This is a genomic window from Marinobacter fuscus, from assembly GCF_003007675.1.
Taxonomy (GTDB): domain Bacteria; phylum Pseudomonadota; class Gammaproteobacteria; order Pseudomonadales; family Oleiphilaceae; genus Marinobacter; species Marinobacter fuscus.
Genome location: NZ_PXNP01000109.1, coordinates 105,692 through 121,873, shown reverse-complemented (window position 1 = coordinate 121,873; position 16,182 = coordinate 105,692). Strand labels below are relative to the sequence as shown.

General features: G+C 54.4%; 14 protein-coding genes and 1 other RNA gene. 10 read left to right on the top strand and 5 right to left on the bottom strand.

Features of this window, described 5'->3' with window-relative positions:
• The first annotated feature begins 4 nt into the window (after positions 1-4).
• Entirely contained in the window at positions 5-886 is an 882-nt protein-coding gene (locus C7H09_RS17625; protein WP_106765181.1) for a glycosyltransferase family protein, read from the top strand.
• A gap of 145 nt (positions 887-1,031) precedes the next feature.
• Here C7H09_RS17625 and xrtA read toward each other — a convergent pair whose 3' ends face one another.
• From xrtA to C7H09_RS17600, 5 genes are all read right to left on the bottom strand, one after another.
• A complete protein-coding gene (gene xrtA, locus C7H09_RS17620; RefSeq protein ID WP_106765179.1) occupies positions 1,032-2,567 on the bottom strand; it encodes an exosortase A in 1,536 nt (511 codons plus the stop codon).
• Positions 2,567-5,266 (bottom strand): tetratricopeptide repeat protein, encoded by a 2,700-nt coding sequence (locus tag C7H09_RS17615; RefSeq protein ID WP_106765176.1) that lies wholly within the window; start codon positions 5,264-5,266, stop codon positions 2,567-2,569. Before C7H09_RS17615 ends, xrtA begins: the two co-directional genes overlap by 1 nt.
• A gap of 48 nt (positions 5,267-5,314) precedes the next feature.
• Positions 5,315-6,685, bottom strand: a complete 1,371-nt coding sequence (prsR, locus tag C7H09_RS17610; RefSeq protein WP_106765525.1) for a PEP-CTERM-box response regulator transcription factor — start codon at positions 6,683-6,685, stop codon at positions 5,315-5,317.
• 122 nt (positions 6,686-6,807) lie between these two features.
• Entirely contained in the window at positions 6,808-8,964 is a 2,157-nt protein-coding gene (gene prsK, locus C7H09_RS17605) for an XrtA/PEP-CTERM system histidine kinase PrsK (RefSeq protein WP_106765174.1), read from the bottom strand.
• On the bottom strand, positions 8,961-9,893 hold the full coding sequence (locus C7H09_RS17600; RefSeq protein ID WP_106765172.1) for a D-hexose-6-phosphate mutarotase: 933 nt from the start codon (positions 9,891-9,893) through the stop codon (positions 8,961-8,963). The genes prsK and C7H09_RS17600 overlap by 4 nt, the downstream gene beginning before the upstream one ends.
• A gap of 112 nt (positions 9,894-10,005) precedes the next feature.
• On the opposite strand from C7H09_RS17600, the gene C7H09_RS17595 reads away from it, so the two are divergent.
• The 9 genes from C7H09_RS17595 (at position 10,006) to C7H09_RS17555 (ending at position 16,156) form a co-directional block, all read left to right on the top strand.
• Entirely contained in the window at positions 10,006-10,767 is a 762-nt protein-coding gene (locus C7H09_RS17595) for a 2OG-Fe(II) oxygenase (RefSeq protein ID WP_106765170.1), read from the top strand.
• A 71-nt stretch (positions 10,768-10,838) separates the two neighbouring features.
• An RNA gene (ffs, locus tag C7H09_RS17590) (signal recognition particle sRNA small type) lies at positions 10,839-10,935 on the top strand.
• Between the two features lie 131 nt (positions 10,936-11,066).
• Positions 11,067-12,947: a DNA polymerase III subunit gamma/tau gene (dnaX, locus tag C7H09_RS17585; RefSeq protein WP_106765167.1), complete on the top strand. Its 1,881-nt coding sequence runs from the start codon at positions 11,067-11,069 to the stop codon at positions 12,945-12,947.
• Positions 12,948-12,952: 5 nt separating this feature from the next.
• Positions 12,953-13,276 (top strand): YbaB/EbfC family nucleoid-associated protein, encoded by a 324-nt coding sequence (locus C7H09_RS17580; protein ID WP_106765165.1) that lies wholly within the window; start codon positions 12,953-12,955, stop codon positions 13,274-13,276.
• Between the two features lie 32 nt (positions 13,277-13,308).
• Positions 13,309-13,911 (top strand): recombination mediator RecR, encoded by a 603-nt coding sequence (gene recR, locus C7H09_RS17575; protein ID WP_106765163.1) that lies wholly within the window; start codon positions 13,309-13,311, stop codon positions 13,909-13,911.
• 15 nt (positions 13,912-13,926) lie between these two features.
• The gene (locus tag C7H09_RS17570; RefSeq protein ID WP_106765161.1) at positions 13,927-15,078 is read left to right on the top strand and encodes a ribonuclease D; all 1,152 of its coding nucleotides are present in this window, start codon (positions 13,927-13,929) and stop codon (positions 15,076-15,078) included.
• On the top strand, positions 15,075-15,368 hold the full coding sequence (locus C7H09_RS17565) for a YcgL domain-containing protein (protein ID WP_106765159.1): 294 nt from the start codon (positions 15,075-15,077) through the stop codon (positions 15,366-15,368). Before C7H09_RS17570 ends, C7H09_RS17565 begins: the two co-directional genes overlap by 4 nt.
• Complete coding sequence (locus tag C7H09_RS17560) at positions 15,365-15,811, top strand: YcgN family cysteine cluster protein (protein WP_106765157.1); 447 nt, start codon at positions 15,365-15,367, stop codon at positions 15,809-15,811. The genes C7H09_RS17565 and C7H09_RS17560 overlap by 4 nt, the downstream gene beginning before the upstream one ends.
• Positions 15,812-16,156, top strand: a complete 345-nt coding sequence (locus C7H09_RS17555; RefSeq protein WP_106765155.1) for a hypothetical protein — start codon at positions 15,812-15,814, stop codon at positions 16,154-16,156.
• Positions 16,157-16,182: the final 26 nt, after the last annotated feature.

The following is a 16,182-nucleotide window of genomic DNA, read 5'->3' as shown; positions in this document are numbered from 1 at the left end:
TTTCATGGGAATTTATTATCATCAGTCCTACAGTAAAGCTAGAGGTACGTGCAACTTTGGCGATGACATAAACCCGTTTTTACTTGGAAAACTATTTGACGAATCAATAATCGATAGCAAAGATGTATGCCTTATTGGAATTGGGACAATAATAAATGATAGAGAGTTGTCCAGAGTCGATTGTTACCCAAGGAAGGTTGTCTTTTCTAGTGGGGTTGGCTATGGGAGCCTTGATTCGTCGAGGTTTGATGATACGTGGGACTTTGCGTGTGTTCGCGGGCCGCTGTCAGCTAAAGCTCTTGACCTACCGGAAGAATTGGCCATTTCAGACGCTGGCTTACTGATACCCGAACTTTTAGCTATTTCAAACGAAAAAGTTGACAAGAGATATCCTGTTACATTTATTCCACATGTTGAGTCGGATTTATCATCTGGAAATGGGCTTCAGGATCTGTGTAAAAGCTTGGGGATAAAGTATTTAAGTCCTCGTGTTGAATCTAAAGAATTTGTTGTCGAAGTAATAAGATCTTCGAAAGTTATAACGGAAGCAATGCACGGAGCGATTATTGCTGATGCCGTTAGGGTACCTTGGGTTCCGGTAAAGTTTTTGGTTCATGAACCTTTTAAATGGAAGGACTGGTGTGCTTCGGTAAATCTTCCATATAACGTTTCAGACCTTGGTCTGGAGTTTTGGGATAATAGGCGGGGAAATTTTTCGAATTTTAAGAACGCCTGGCAATTATTTAAGCGTAGCCGAGTGGAAAATGCTCTCTCAAAGGTAAACTTATCAGTGGAACCTTTGCTTAGCTCCGATTCAATTTTTGAGAAGAGAAAAAACGCTTTATGGGACGTAGTCCGCTTGATCAACGAGCGATACGCCAAATAAGTTCCATTAAAGTGCTATTTAAATACCGTAAATTCAGATAAGAACTGCAGCACCGGACAGATCGGCACCGAGCTGACATTGTGCTCTCGAGCCCGCTCAGTAACCTGAACGTCGGCTTTCTGCTGCCTGGGGATTACCTAGCAGCTCATGAGCGTAAATTAGTTGCTGCTTCATAAGAGTCATTCAAGCTATTAAGAAAGCGCATGAAAACACTCCGTTGGCGTTCGCACTCCGGACTACCCGCACCTTCACAACGCCCTGCCAGTGCCCACAAGGCTCCTCTGGCATCGCCCTTGAGTTTATTGAGCGCTCCCCGGGCTTTTGCTTCGATTCTTGAGTGAGTAAGCTGGTCGCCAACCTGGTACCAAGACCAGAGAATGACGGCTGAGTCTTGTCCGTTTTTTTGAATCACGGTTTCGTTTATCGTTGCAGGTGCGATGCCTTTAGGGAGTTCCAGAGAGCGGTTGGCTCTGGATACAAGTGTCCAGTCTTTGTGCTTGAAGAGCTGATTCCTGTAAAAGATGAGCTCTTTTTCCTGAGCCTGACGCTGATAAGCTGTAATTTGTACCTGGACTTGCTCAAGGTCTTCCGAAACATAGACACCGCTATGTTCGATATCCGGGTCGACGTAGTCCGGTTGCCAGATGCTGGCGTGCTTAAGAGGGCCGCTCCATTCGAGATTGGCGTCAGGGAGTTGGGGGTCCCAGGAGTGTGCCATTCTTTCGGTTCTTGCATCCAGAGCTGCCGGTAGCAGTGGTGGAGCGAGCAGCAAGAGTGAAGCAATGGCGGGCCATCTGAGAGTCGTAGCTTTTGTGGGCACCTGATTGCCTGTCATAGTTGCCGTCGAGGAATTGGCATTTTTGGCGTTCCTGGTTTGCTCAAGCCGTGCGGAAATGAAGAGCAATGGAACTAATGTGATGCCGATAAAAATCGCCCATCCGAAAAGTTCATGATCCTCAATCAACGAACTTTCCATATTGGTGTAGTGCCCCGAAACTATGATGCCAAACACCCGTATCCAGTTTGCCACCATGGATAGAGCGCCAGCGGTAAGAATCAGGGTCAGGGTCTTAAGGTTTGACCGGAAATACAGTTGCCCGTAAAAAGCGGCAAGAAACAAGGCAACCATAAGATAGCGGACACCACTGCAGCCGTTTTCAACGAGGAAGGTGCCTACTTCAAGTGTGATGTAGAACTCGTGGATAGTGGCGGGAATATTTACGACTTTCAGCAGAAGCGTATTGAAGAAGACAGTGATATGTTGAAGGGCAGGGGAGAAGTCGTCCCAGACAGGAACTGCGAACATCAGAAGAAAAACGGGCCCGCCAGCGACAGACGCAAAGCCTTTTCCCCATATCGACCATCCCCAAAACACGATGATCGGCGGAACCAGTGCCAGCCTGAAGACTCTGATATCCGCCGCTTGAGAAAGGACAAGGGCGGCAATCGCTCCAGACAGCAAGAAAAGACCGGGTACAGAGCCGCATACCTTCAGTTGCATCAGGGCGCGTCTTCGCTGATACAACAGAAATAGAATGCCGCCCAGTACCAGGAAACCGTGGCTGTAGATGATGGAGTGGTACCAAAGATAGAAGAAAGACTGCCACTCAGCCCATAACCCGACTATCAGCAACGGGATTGATATCAGCCAGAGATACACGGTTGTTGAAGCCCGCTCCATCAGTGCTGACCACCGAATTTCTCCAGAACTTTCTTCGCCTCTGCATTCATACCAGCCGCCCGGTATGCTTCGGCCAGGTGCAATGCTATTTCCTCCGAGTCAGCGCGGAGCCTGTGAGCCTCCTCCAGCAAAGGCAGGCTCTCAGCCTGTTTACCGGATTTGAACAGGACATATCCAAGGGTATCCGCTATGGCACCATTCTCCGGGGCGAGTTTGTAAGCTCTTCGAGCGACATCTAATGCGCGTGGATCCGACGCTTCAAGATATATCCAGGCCAGATTATTAAGGGCAATAGTGTTTTCCGGCATGGACGTCAGTAGGCTCTCGTAGTGGTGCCTGGCGCTCTCCATACTTCCTTGCGCTTGCTGAAGCATGGCAAGTCTCAACCGCAATGGCGGGTGTTCCGGGAAGGAGGAAACCCCGGATTCCAGTACAGCAATTGCTTCCGTTTCCTTGTTGTCCTTCTCAAGCACTTCCGCGTAGTCACTTACGAGGCCCGGGCTTGGGCGTTTATCCATAGCAAGTTGGTAGAACTCGGCGGCTTCTCGATACTCCTTGAGGCTTTCGAAGTACAGTGCTTCCGTCCAGTAGGGGTTAGCAGAATCAGGATGCTGCTTTTTAACGTCTTGCAGAATACTTCGGGCTTTATCGGCACTTCCGGCCAAAAACGCCTGTTTGGCTGCCTGGAGCGATATAGCTTCGTTTTCCGGGAAAAGTGCGAGTGCTCTGTTGAGTACTTCGGTTGAGCGCTCTGCCTCTCCCTCTTCCCTGAGTCTGGCGGCAGTAAGGTTATAGATATTCGCAACAAGTGGTGCCGCCCGGGAGGCTCTCGTTTCTTCTTCACGCTCCAGTAGTGAAGCCGTCAACTCATCGGCCTGCTGAGTCCTGTTCTGGCGAAGGGCCAGCTCCAGGAGAACGAGGCGTGGACCTGTTGCTGACGGATCCTTATCAAGAACTTCTCGCATGAATTGCTCTATCTCTTCAGGCTTAAGCAGCGCTGCAACCCCCTGGATTGCCTGGCGGTTATTCGGAGCAACTTTCACCGCATCGCGGAACCATTTACGTGCTTCGTCGGTAGCGCTCTGGTTTATCGCCAGTCTTCCCAATGCGATCAGCGGTGCGGGGGCCTCAGGATCTTTTTTCACGGCCTGTGTAAAGAAGTCGCGGGCTATGTCAGGGTTTCCTTCCTGTAAGGCGAGGTTGCCACGATAAACAAGGGCCTCGATATTATCCGGGTATTGTTTCAGCCAGGCTGATGCGACATTGACAGCAGCGGGCAGGTTACCCGAATCTGTATGAGTCTTTATCAGAAGACCTCGTGCCAAATGCAATTCTGGCGCCTTTTCCAGCACTTGTTTTGTTAAGTCTGTTGCCTGCGTGTATTTTCCCTGTTGCCTTAGATAATTGGCATACCGCAACGCTAATTGATGGTTGTCGGGGTTCGATGCCAGGGCCCTCTCCATAAGTGCTTCACCGGTGCTGCTATCTCCGCTTGCCAGCGATGCGATTGCCACCAATGCCAATGTCTCCGGGTCAGAATCCGTGTTGTCGAGTGTATCGAGTATTTCTTTTGCTCCCTGAGGGTTGCGCATTTGCAAACGCGTGGCTGCCAGCAACTTGGTAGCTGTTTCCGAATCACTGGTTTCAGCAACGGGAGCCAGTAATTTCTCCGCCTCTTCAACACGGCCCTGCCGAAACCGAATCAGCCCCAACATCAGAGCGCTTGGCTCGTGAGTGGGCGCTTGTCTGCGAATCTCCTCCAGATAGCGTGCTGCGCTGGTCAGGTCGCCCTGCTCGAAAGCCTCTTGGGCTGCCATCATGTTGCTCTTGATAGTTCCGGGTGCGGACTTGGCAAGAATTTCTTCATATACGAAAGCTTCCGACTGTTTTCCCTGAGCTCTTAAAACCCGAATAAGAGCGGAAATCGTTGCATACTTGCGCTCAGTCATTACATCGTACTGGCCGATATCTTCCAGAGCTCGGATGTAGAAATCTTCGGCTGAACTCCAGTTCTGTTCGGCGTGTGCCACTTGAGCCTTCCACAGCCAAAGCTCCGTGCTTTCCGGGTCGAGTTCTTCAGCTTTGGTGATTAGCTGCCTTGACTGTGCCTTATTGCCTTGGGCGAACGCTGTCCTGGATAAGCCAATGACCGGTCCGATGGCACCCGGGTCAATATCTCTTGCCCTTTCATAGGATGAGTAGGCTTGATCCAATTGCCCGGACGCAAAAAGGGTGTCTGCTTGCAGCAGTGCGGCTTGCGTGTCGGTATGTCGGTCTGAAGGGGTAATTTTACTCAGAGTTTCAAGTGATTCCTGGTGCTTCCCCTGCATCAGTTTGGCCTCGGCGGCAATGAGCCATGCGCGGTTGAGCGCCTCCGGGCCCATTTGGGTCTCAGGAACATTCTCCAGAACCCAATTAAGCTGGCGCTCTGCGTTGAGTGCGTCTCCGGCCTTGAGAAGGTTGTCGACTATCAGGAAGTAGGGATCCAGGCTTTCGGGCTGTAATTCTATAGCGCTTCGCGCTTCCAGAGTGCTGGCTTTAAGTTCGCCCTGACGCTGGAAAAAACGGGCCTGATCCATGTGGCTCAGGTATCGTACCTCCTCCTGCGTCATTTCGTTGCTTTCACCACCGCAGCCTGTCAGAACCAGGAAAATAGCAGCGAATAGAGCCGTGGCGGTTAACGTTGCTAATTTGTTCATGTCTCTATTCCTTCCTGTTCTTATGCATTCTGGGGGCCTCGGTGCGGATCAGTCTTCCGATGGCTCGGTGGAAGTTTGAATCCGGTATTTGTCTGTCAGGTTGTAGAGGGTGGGCCGGGTGACCCCCAGCAGACGAGATGCCTGTGACATATTAAAGCTACAGCTTTGCAGGGCTTGCAGGATCGTATTGCGTTCTGCATTTTCTCTGACCTGGCGCAGGTTTAGCTGATTGCCCTGGCTTTGGTTGTCGGGATCAAGCTCCAGGTCGGCTGCCGAGACGCGTCGGCTATCGGCCATTATGATGGCTCGCTTGACCTTGTTAATCATCTCGCGAACATTTCCTGGCCATGAGTAGGACTGAATTGCGTTGGCAGCATCATCACTGTACGTGAGGTTGGGGCGCTCCATCTGCTTGCCGAGAGTCTTGAGCAATGACTGAGCGATAACGAGGGCGTCTCCATTCCGTTCGCGAACGGCCGGAACATCAAGGGTTATTTCGCTGATGCGGTAATACAGATCTTCCCGGAAATCACCGGATTCGATAAGTTCTCTCACATTCCGGTGGGTAGCGCAGACTACGCGAACATCAACCGCAATCGCGTTGACCGATCCGACGCGATCAATCATCCGTTCCTGTAAAAAGCGCAATAGTTTCGCTTGAAGTGCCATCGGCATATCGCCGATTTCGTCGAGGAAAAGAGTGCCTCCATTTGCACTTTCGATCTTGCCTTTTTTCGAATGGGTTGCGCCGGTGAATGAACCTTTCTCGAAACCGAAAAGTTCGCTTTCAAGCAAGTTTTCAGGAATTGCGGCACAGTTTATGGCTGCAAAGGGTTTACTTGCTCTGGGGCTTAGCTCGTGCAGAGCTTTTGCAAGCAGCTCCTTGCCAGTGCCAGTCTCTCCGGTAATCAGGGTCGTGATGTCGGTAGGGGCGACCTTTTCAAGGGTTCGGCAAACCGCAAGCATCTCCGGGCTGGCTGCAACAATGCCTTTGATGCTGGTACCGGCGCTTTGGAATGCGAGTTCCCGGTTTTCCCGTTCAAGCTCCGCCAACCGAAACGCCCGATTCACAACAAAGGTCAGAATATCCGCGTCGACAGGTTTCTGATAAAAGTCGGAGGCCCCCATGCCGATGGCTTTCACGGCATTCTCTTTGTCTTCTCGGCCGGTTACCACAATCACTTTGGTCAGGGGTGCAAGGCGGAGAATGTCCTCCAGCAGGGCAAAGCCTTCCGAGGCTCCGCCCGGGTCGGGTGGCAGGCCCAGGTCCAGAGTGACGACTTCAGGCTCCAGACGGCGAAGTGCCGCCAGTGCCGAGTCACGGTCGGCTGCGACAGTAACTTCTACTTCATCGCTGAAGCACCAGCGCATCTGGCTTTGCAGGCCAGGATCATCTTCCACTATCAACAGTTGCTTCACAACAACAACCAATCCTTTGTTCCGTGTACGTGAAGGGTAGCCGACGACAACGGATTCGGCGATTCCTGTCTAGAGTTTTATCTGTTCATTGACACTTTGCAATCCTTGCAAGAAAAAAACCTTCATGGCGTTAATTTATTGACGGCATGCTGGCGTCGCGGTGGCTCGGATTCTGGCACCTCCGGGCTTTGCACGGTTCCGGAAACCTCGGCGAATGGCGTGTCTGCCAGAGGGATGCGAACGGAAAAGCAGGAACCGACGTCCACTTCGCTGGTTACATCAATGGAGCCGCCCAGACCTTGAATATACTCTCTGGCCTGGAAGGCGCCAATGCCCATTCCGGTCAGCCCTTTGGTGCTCTCAAACGGCTTGAACAGGCGGGTATGGATAAAATCCTCGCTCATGCCGGTACCTGTGTCTTGAATAAACAGCACCACGCTGCCTTTTGAGGTCTTAAGGTTCAGGGTGATCTCGCCGGTTGGGGGGGTTGCGTCCTGTGCATTTTGGATCAGGTGATCCAGCACACTGCGAAGTTGCTCCTCATCCGCATAGACATTGATGGCTGGTGGATCTCCAAGCAGGACAGGGGCTGGATTTCGATGACTATTGTGTTCGATGAGCGCTTTCACCTGAGCCGTCAGATCAAGACGAGTTCGCTGCTCGTCGTTTGTCAGCGAAGGCTTGCGGATATGATCTACCAGATTGGACATCTTCCGGACGGCGTGGTCCGTGGTGGAGATCATGTCGTCGATGAAGGCGGGGTTGTTTCGGTGCCTGGGGGCGTTCTTTACCAGCAGCGAGAGTTGCGCAATCAGTGTTTTCAGGTCGTGAACCATAAACGCACTGGCTTTGCTGACGGCCTCAAATTGCATCGCTCTTGAAAGCCGATTCTGGGCATCGTTTTGGGCGATCAGGTTACAGGTTTGCCGGGCAACCACCTTGATCAGGTCAAAGTTTTCCCAGTTCAGTTCCACCTTGGCATAGGGAGAGCCCACCATCACCAGTCCATAGAGTTCGTTATCCAGGTAGAGAGGGATGATTAGCCAGGCCTCTGGTATGTCCGCAATGGCATCGGGTATTTCCAACAGGTTGTAGCTGATGGGGTCTCTTCGGTATTCGTGCAGGTCAATGATCCACTCCCGCTCCTGAAAAAAGCGAACAAGATCCGAGTCGCTGTCGATAATGGTGTACTTGGGGGGCGCAACATTGGTGCTTGAATTAAGAATGAACTCGCCTTTGTCACCCTTGATCCAGATAGCGCCGGTATTGCTTTCTACCAGGCCTGCCAGGGTGCGAACCACCCGTTCAGGCAGGGGTGGGTCATCGCTCAGGTCGGCCAGCTCTTTCGTCAGTTTCAGCCACTCTTCCCGGTAGTCGTACTTGTAATCGAAAAAGTTCTGACTGATGAAGACCATTAGTCGGGCACGGATGCGGCGCGAGACCAGAAGGGTGACCAGGAAGGCGAGAGAGATGGAGATGAACAGCACCTGAAGCGCTTCGCCCCATTCGCCACCAAGTGCCCGAACGTAGTAACCGCCAATGGCCAGAACCAGCAGATAGGAGCCCGCAAAAACCAGGGTGCCGACATGAAAGACGGCCGTGCGCGAGAGCTGGAAATCAACGGGTTGTTTGCGGGTATTGATTACGTTGACTGCAAACAGTGGCATAAGCGCCGCATTCACAAAACCCCGGGCGGTCCAGAAAGAGTCGGCCAGTTCTCCAAACAGCAGCGCGTCGGCGTACATAAAAAAGTCGAAGCAAAATATTGTTGCCACACCAATGCACAGGTACTTCATGCTGGAGCGACCGAACGAGGGTGAGTTCCGCCAGATTTGCTCCACCAGAGACAGGCCCATCAGCGACAGTGCAATTTGCCCTAGCACTTTGGTCTTACCGCTGGCCAATTCGAGCCCGAAAATAAATTCCAGAGTGCCCAGTGATAACAGTGTGACAATGAGAATGGCGGTGGCCGTGCCGAGCACACGTTTGAGCTGACTGTTCAGGTGGCTTTGCCGGAAGCCGTCCCGCAGCATGGCGAAGAGCAGAAGTATCCAGGACGTATCCCTGAGCAGTTCCAGCAGATAGCGCACAAAGAATCCGGGGTGGCCGGTCAGGCTTTGCGTAACCATGATGCCGGACCAGGCCGACGTAATCAGGGCGGCAAGAAGTAGCGCCCGGTCGATGTCACGACGAAGATAACGTGAGGCAACAAGTATGGCCAGAACGCCATACACAGCCGATGCGGCAGCGTTGCTGATAACGCTCAGGTCGCTGATCATGGGCGCTTTCCCTTGCGCCCCAGAAACAGGCCCAGGGTATGGCTTTGCCCTTCATTAAGGACGCGGTAGTCGGAGGCTGCATTAGCGGTTTCGATACAGAGCATTTTTTGCCACCCGGACTCCGGGAAATCGGAAAGCCGCTTCGCTTTCTCCGGCCCGGGGTTCCAGACCACAGTCGAATCGCTGCCAACCGGGTTTAGAATGCGCTTGTTGCCCGGCGTAACCAGACTAACCGGCTCGCCGGCCTCATAAATGCGGTCAACTTCGCCATCAAAATATACCGGGCCCTCCTGGTTAACGTACTGCCAGCCCTGGAGTGTGTCTATGTACTGGCTGCTGCCGAGCCCGAGAATTCGGGTTCGGACGATGTCTTCCGTGGGCAGGTAGGTGTGCAGGGCCTGACTGAAAGCCAAGGGATCCCGGCCAAGGTTGGTGGTGGTCAGGCCAACCTGGCAGCCCCTTACGGAAAAGCTGAAGGTGATCAGAGCCATAGCATGGCCGTGCCATACTGCGGCAAATTCATCATTGGCATGCAGCGATAGACTGATTTCGACCTCGTGGGCGCTTTCACGCACATCTTCCAGGCGCCATAAAGAGGTTCGGGCAAACCCGTGTGGCGTGTCTCTCAGAATGCGTTTGCGTATTTCGGGTGCATTTCTTGCGGGGATGCCGAACCAGGGCCAGCACACCGGCATTCCGCCCCGGATTGCCCGGCCAGGCTGAAAGCGGGCCAGTTCGCTCATCCACAGCCAGTTTCGTTCGTCTGCCGGTGCGAAGTGAGTAAGTTGCGCGCCCTGTAGAAATAACACGGCCCTGAATAGTGGGTGGTTCACCTCAAGAGCTTCGAGTTGGCCCACGGTATTCCAGCGGGTGAACGACCAGTGCCCCGGTGTGGCGGTTGCTGGCGGCCTGCTACTGCTGTCTGACATGATAGGGTACCGCGCCTGTCAAGATTGCTTGCTGTGCTCAGGGTAAATTAAAACGCTAAGATCGGCGAGTTTCAGCGTAGAATAAAAACGGCTGTATACAAGAGGTCTGAACATGGATTCAGAAAAAGGCAATACCATCGTGTTGCCGTTGCACGATCCTCGCCTGGAGCGAACGATCGGGCAGTGGGACAAAGCAGCGGGTGAAGTGTGTGAATTTGGCGGGGCAACGGGTGAGGCAGGCATCGGCGTAAGCGCTGGCTGGCTGGACGATCTGGCCGACGCACTGAGTGAGCGATCCTGGGTTGAGTTGGATCTTTCTACGCGAGTGCCAAACGGGCTATTGCAGGCCCTTCGTGATGAAGTGCGGATTCTGCATAAAACAGAATCCATGGCCCGTGCTGGTATCGGTCGTGGTGCAGAGCTTACCCGGGACCGCAGGGTTCGGCGCGATAAAATTGCCTGGCTGGATGGTGTAACGGCCGCTCAGGCCGAATTGTTCCGCTTTTTTGAAGCGCTTCGACTTGGGCTGAACCAGAGGCTATACCTCGGGCTAAAGCGCTTCGAAGCACACTATGCAACCTATCAGCCCGGGGACTTTTACCTGCGCCACCTCGACAGTTTCAAGGGCAGGGCATCCCGCGCACTCAGTCTGGTTCTGTACCTGAATGAAGGCTGGGGCCTGGAAGATGGAGGCGAGCTGAGGGCATTCAGAGCCGAGCATGACGATGAGGTAGTGAGTGTAATGCGCCCGGAACTTGGGAGGGCGATACTGTTCCTGAGTGAGGAGATTCCCCACGAGGTATTGCCGGCAAGGCGCACCCGCCACAGCATTGCTTGCTGGTTCCGGCAGGATGAAGTGCCCTTGCCGTTGTAGTCCTGATATCCTTCTGTTACTATGCGCGCCGCTTTCGGGGGAAATGCCCGGGAGCGACGTTATGGTGGCCCCATTGGTGCCTCCGCAACACGAAACCGTGAACCCGGTCAGGCCCGGAAGGGAGCAGCCGCAGCGGTGGATGTGTGTGCCGGAGAATTGCTGGTGGGGCCACCCCCAATTCCGCCCCGCGTTTTGCCTTTCCTCTTGTCATTCTGTGTGCTCTCAGCCCGGATCTTTGCTTCTTCTCAACTCCCGTACATGCTAGAGTTAGTGGCATTTTTCAGAGCAGTTGACGGATCATGAGCTATCAGGTTTTAGCCCGAAAATGGCGCCCCCGTACCTTTCAGGACATGGTGGGCCAGGAGCACGTGCTGCAGGCACTGGTTCATGCCCTGGAGCATCAGCGTTTACACCATGCCTATCTGTTCACGGGCACTCGTGGTGTCGGTAAGACGACGATAGGGCGTTTGTTGGCGCGATGCCTGAACTGTGAGACCGGCATTACCCCGAATCCCTGTGGTGAATGCGACAGTTGCAAGGAAATTCTTGAGAACCGCTTTGTTGATCTGATTGAAATTGATGCGGCATCCCGTACCGGCGTCGACGATATGCGGGAGCTCACCGATAACGTTCAGTACGCGCCTACGCGAGGGCGTTTTAAGGTGTACCTGATTGACGAGGTACACATGCTCACCAATCAGTCGTTTAATGCTTTTCTGAAAACACTGGAAGAGCCTCCCGAGCATGTGAAGTTTCTTCTGGCAACCACAGATCCCCAGAAGCTCCCGGTGACCGTGCTGTCCCGTTGCCTGCAGTTCAACCTCAAGCGCATGACCCCGGAACATATCGTCGGCCATTTGAATCATGTGCTGACAGCCGAGACAATTCCCTTCGAAGAGCCTGCACTGTGGCTGCTGGCCCGAGCTGCCGACGGCAGTATGCGCGATGCGCTCAGCCTGACCGATCAGGCTATTGCCTTTGGCAACGAAAACCTCGCCGCCAGCGATGTCAGCAATATGCTGGGCACGATTGATCAGCGGGATATCCAGCGCATAGTGGATACACTGGTTGAACGGGATGGCCCCGGACTACTCTCAGAAATCAGTCGGATTGCTGATTTTGCCCCGGATTACGGTGTGATTCTGGCCGACATGCTCTCGCTGTTTCATCGGGTTACCATGGAGCAGGTGGTACCCGGCAGCGCCGACAACGCCATGGGAGATGCTGCCCAGGTTCAGGCGCTGGCCCGGCGGCTCAGCGCTGAGGATGCGCAGTTGTTTTATCAAACGGCGCTCATTGGCCGTAAGGATCTGGCGGTTACACCGGATGCCCGAATGGGGTTCGAAATGACCATGCTCAGGATGCTGGCGTTCCGGCCGGGCACGGATCGAAGGGAGCCGCCGGTGCTGTCTTCGGCCGGGGAAACGGGCGGCCCGGCAGATTCTGAGCCCGAGCCCGCACAATCTCGGCATCCGGTTCAGGCTGCGGATTCTGCGGTGGCTGCACCGGAGTCTGCCTGGGGTGAGCCTGCTACAGGGCATCAAAAAACGGAAGCGCCAGCACCTTTGGCGCCCGAACAGCCGGTGCCCGTGGATACTCCGCCCTGGGAGCCATTGGATGAGCCTGCGATTGCCGAGGGTGCCGCTTCGGCAGCCGAACCTGAAGCAGCCGGCCAGGGCCCGGCGCCTGTGCCTCAGATGCCGGCGCAATTGGCAGCGGCACCAGCCGACCCACCGTCACCCGCTCACGCGCAACCGACAGATGAAGAATCCCCGGCCGTACCCGATCCCGAGGCGTTCGTGTGGGAGCGGGATTTCCGGGGTCTCGGAATATCCGGGATGCCGGGCAATCTCGCCAGCTACAGCGCAATGGCACAAGACGGTGACGCCATCGTACTTACTATCGACGAAGGGCATGCCCGGCTTTTGAACGCCAGGCATGAAGAAAAGATACTGGCGGCCTTGAGATCCCGGTTCGGAGATGCCACAACCCTCAAGGTAGTGCAGGGAAACCCGGGGCAAAACACCCCGGCTGCCTATGAGGAGCGTCAGCGCGTTGCCCGGCAGAAGGCCGCCGAGGAGTCCATACGACAGGATCCTCTGGTGCAAAGTATTGTGGAACGATTTGACGGGCGGGTCGTCGAAGAGAGTATCCGCCCTGCAGAAACAGTCAGGAGATAGAAACGATGATGAATAACATGGGCGACCTGATGAAAAAGGCCCAGCAGATGCAAGAGCAGATGCAGAAGGCCCAGGAAGAGATCGCCAAAGCAGAAGTTGTGGGAGAGTCCGGTGCCGGGCTGGTAAAAGTCACCATGAATGGCAGGCACGATGTGCGCAAGGTAGACATTGACTCGTCGCTGATGTCTGAGGACAAGGAAATTCTGGAAGATCTTCTGGCCGCCGCTGTCAACGACGCAGTGCGCCGGGTTGAGGCAAACCAGAAAGATAAAATGTCTGGCATGATGTCTGGCATGGGCATGCCGCCCGGCTTCAAGATGCCATTCTGACCGGTTTGTCAAACCTTCTGTGAGGAGTTGTCATGGCATTCAGCCCTCTGGTTGACGAACTGGTGGAGTCCCTGCGCTGCCTGCCCGGCGTAGGGCAAAAAACCGCACAGCGTATGGCTTTTCACCTGCTTGAGCGCGGCCGTTCTGGTGGGATACGTCTATCTTCCGCGCTGAGTCATGCGATGGAGGGTGTACGCCGTTGCGACCGGTGTCAGAACTTTTCAGATGCCGAAGTCTGTCAGATTTGCGAAAATGAGCAGCGCCGCACCGGTACCCTGTGCGTGGTGGAGAGCCCCTCCGATTTGCTGGCGATTGAGCAGGCGGGCGATTACAAAGGTGGCTATTTTGTGCTGATGGGGCATTTGTCGCCTATCGATGGCGTGGGTCCGGAGGAAATCGGTATCGAGCGTTTGCTGTCGCGCGTTCGGGAGGAGGGCGTGAGCGAGTTGATTCTCGCCACCAATCCCACGGTTGAAGGAGAGGCGACGGCCCATTATATAGCCGACCGTCTGGACGGCCACGCTATTCTCATTACCCGACTGGCTCACGGCATCCCCGTAGGTGGCGAATTGGGCTACGTTGACGGTTTTACACTTACCCATGCATTCCGGGGTCGAAAGCCCCTGTCTGACTGAATTCAGGTTGTTTTTATGGTCCAGGTTAATCCGGACAACGGCATTACAGAGTCGCCGGGTACATCCCGCTGGCTATCCACCCCTTCGGAACTGGATCAGTGGTTGCTGGGCCTTCCTCTCGAGGCTCCCGTGGCTTTGGATACCGAATTCGAGCGGGTTTCCACGTTTTACCCCATCCCTGGTTTGGTTCAGCTTGGCGGTGCAGGCCAGTTGTGGTTAGTAGACCCGGAAGTGGCCGCTGGTTCCGATCAGTTTCGGGCCATGCTGAACGATCCAACTCGCCCAAAGCTGTTGTATGCAATGAGTGAGGATCTGGAGCTTTTCCGCCACTGGCTTGATCTGGAGCCCCGGGGAGTGATCGACCTTCAGGTCGGTGCAGCTTTGGCCGGTGCGGGTTTTTCAGTTGGTTATGCCCGCCTGGTCGAAACCCTGTTTGGTGAAGTGCTGGATAAGTCCGCAACACGTTCAGACTGGGTGTCACGCCCGCTCAGTGCCCAGCAAGAAAAGTACGCCATTGATGACATTCGGTTTCTTGAGCCGGTGTATCAATGGGTTGCACCGCGGTTGCAGGAGCGCGGCCTGTCGGCCGCCATGGCTGAGGAGTCGGAACGTTTTGCTGAGGAAGCAGCGGCTGCAGAAAATCCCGAAACCCATTACCTGAAACTTCGTGGTGGCTGGGGGCTGAACCCGGATCAGCAGGTGTTGCTCCAGGCTCTGGTGGCCTGGCGGGAGCGGGAATGCCGCCGGGTAGACAGGCCGAGGAGTCGGGTAATCAACGATGGGTTGCTGATTGCGATTGCCGAGCGCCAGCCTGAATCGCTGGAAGCACTGAGCGATGTGCAGGGCGTGGCGCCGGGTTTTGTTCGCCGCTATGGTGAATCTCTGCTGCAGTTAACCACGGCTGCGCCCGAACTTGACGGAGGGGATTTCGAGTTCATTCCCCGGCCGCTCACGAGGGATCAACAGGCTCTCTACAAAAAGGTTAAAAAGCACTTCAGGAATGCAGCGGAATCTATTGATATTCCTATTGAAATTCTGGCACCCAGAAAGCGTATCGAGGCTGTCATCCAGAGCCGGAACCTGACCGGAAGTCCGTTTTTTGAGGGCTGGAGGCGACAGGTAATCGCCCCGGTTGCGTCTGACATCGAGGAGTTGCTCCGACAATGACCGAGCGAGAGTTTGTAACCGTTTATCGTAGCAGCAAGAAAAGCGACACCTACCTGTTTGTCCGGCGCGGAAAGAACTGGGACGAATTGCCCGAGGCCCTGCGTGAAATCTTCGGTGCTCCGGTGCATGCCATGGATCTGCTGATGACTCCGGAAAAGAAACTGGCCAGAACCAACGGGCGGGATGTTCTGGCGGCCATCGCAGAAAAAGAGTTCTATCTGCAAATGCCGGAAGAGCAGGACACTTACATCGTCGATTTCAGGCGCAAGATTGAGCAACGCCGTAAATGATTGCCTCGATTCCCTTCTGGCAACGGAAACGCCTGGGCGAAATGACGCCTCAGGAATGGGAGTCGCTGTGCGATGGCTGTGGCAAATGTTGCCTGCACAAGCTGGAAGATGAGGATACCGGTGAGGTTTATCATACGGAACTTGCGTGCCGCTACCTTGATACCGACAGCTGTCGTTGCACAGACTATCAGCAGAGGCTGAAAAATGTGCCGGGCTGCACGGTGTTGAGTGCTGAAACGGTGCACCTCTACAGTTGGCTACCCTGGACCTGCGCCTATCGCACCCTGGCCGAGGGGCGACCGCTTTCATCCTGGCATCCTTTGCTAAGCGGAGATCCTGACTCCGTGCATGCCGCAGGTGAATCTGTTCGCGGCAAGGCTGTTTCGGAGGACACGGTGCCGGAAGAGGACTGGGAAGAACATATTATTCATTGGGTTTTATAAATGATGGATGCAGATACGTCTTTGGCCTATGGGATTTTCTGGGCCGCCTATGCGATTGCCTTTGTGGTGCTTTTTTTTATGATGAGGGCGCTTTTCCGGCTGCTGCCATTGTACGGGCTGCAAACCCTTCTGTTGTCAGTGCTGGTAGTGCTCCTGTTAACTCCGGTGGAGTCGCCGGATGTCGCAGGCTGGTGGATACCGGCCTGGCTATTTGCGGGGTACGAACTGATTCTGGGTGACACCAGCGCAGCAGCAACCGCATTGTTCAATTTTACCGTCGCGGGCATGGTAATGGCGCTGGTCTGGATTCTGGATCTGGTGCGTTACCGGTTAGTGAACAAGTAACAAAGACGCAGAACAAGAAAGCAAGG

What these genes read in the sequence shown, in the direction of transcription:
- C7H09_RS17625 (WP_106765181.1), top strand. Translation starts at nt 5, where the DNA reads ATGGGAATTTATTATCATCAGTCCTACAGTAAAGCTAGAGGTACGTGC.
- xrtA (WP_106765179.1), bottom strand. Translation starts at nt 2,567, where the DNA reads ATGGAGCGGGCTTCAACAACCGTGTATCTCTGGCTGATATCAATCCCG.
- C7H09_RS17615 (WP_106765176.1), bottom strand. Translation starts at nt 5,266, where the DNA reads ATGAACAAATTAGCAACGTTAACCGCCACGGCTCTATTCGCTGCTATT.
- prsK (WP_106765174.1), bottom strand. Translation starts at nt 8,964, where the DNA reads ATGATCAGCGACCTGAGCGTTATCAGCAACGCTGCCGCATCGGCTGTG.
- C7H09_RS17600 (WP_106765172.1), bottom strand. Translation starts at nt 9,893, where the DNA reads ATGTCAGACAGCAGTAGCAGGCCGCCAGCAACCGCCACACCGGGGCAC.
- C7H09_RS17595 (WP_106765170.1), top strand. Translation starts at nt 10,006, where the DNA reads ATGGATTCAGAAAAAGGCAATACCATCGTGTTGCCGTTGCACGATCCT.
- dnaX (WP_106765167.1), top strand. Translation starts at nt 11,067, where the DNA reads ATGAGCTATCAGGTTTTAGCCCGAAAATGGCGCCCCCGTACCTTTCAG.
- C7H09_RS17580 (WP_106765165.1), top strand. Translation starts at nt 12,953, where the DNA reads ATGATGAATAACATGGGCGACCTGATGAAAAAGGCCCAGCAGATGCAA.
- recR (WP_106765163.1), top strand. Translation starts at nt 13,309, where the DNA reads ATGGCATTCAGCCCTCTGGTTGACGAACTGGTGGAGTCCCTGCGCTGC.
- C7H09_RS17570 (WP_106765161.1), top strand. Translation starts at nt 13,927, where the DNA reads ATGGTCCAGGTTAATCCGGACAACGGCATTACAGAGTCGCCGGGTACA.
- C7H09_RS17565 (WP_106765159.1), top strand. Translation starts at nt 15,075, where the DNA reads ATGACCGAGCGAGAGTTTGTAACCGTTTATCGTAGCAGCAAGAAAAGC.
- C7H09_RS17560 (WP_106765157.1), top strand. Translation starts at nt 15,365, where the DNA reads ATGATTGCCTCGATTCCCTTCTGGCAACGGAAACGCCTGGGCGAAATG.
- C7H09_RS17555 (WP_106765155.1), top strand. Translation starts at nt 15,812, where the DNA reads ATGATGGATGCAGATACGTCTTTGGCCTATGGGATTTTCTGGGCCGCC.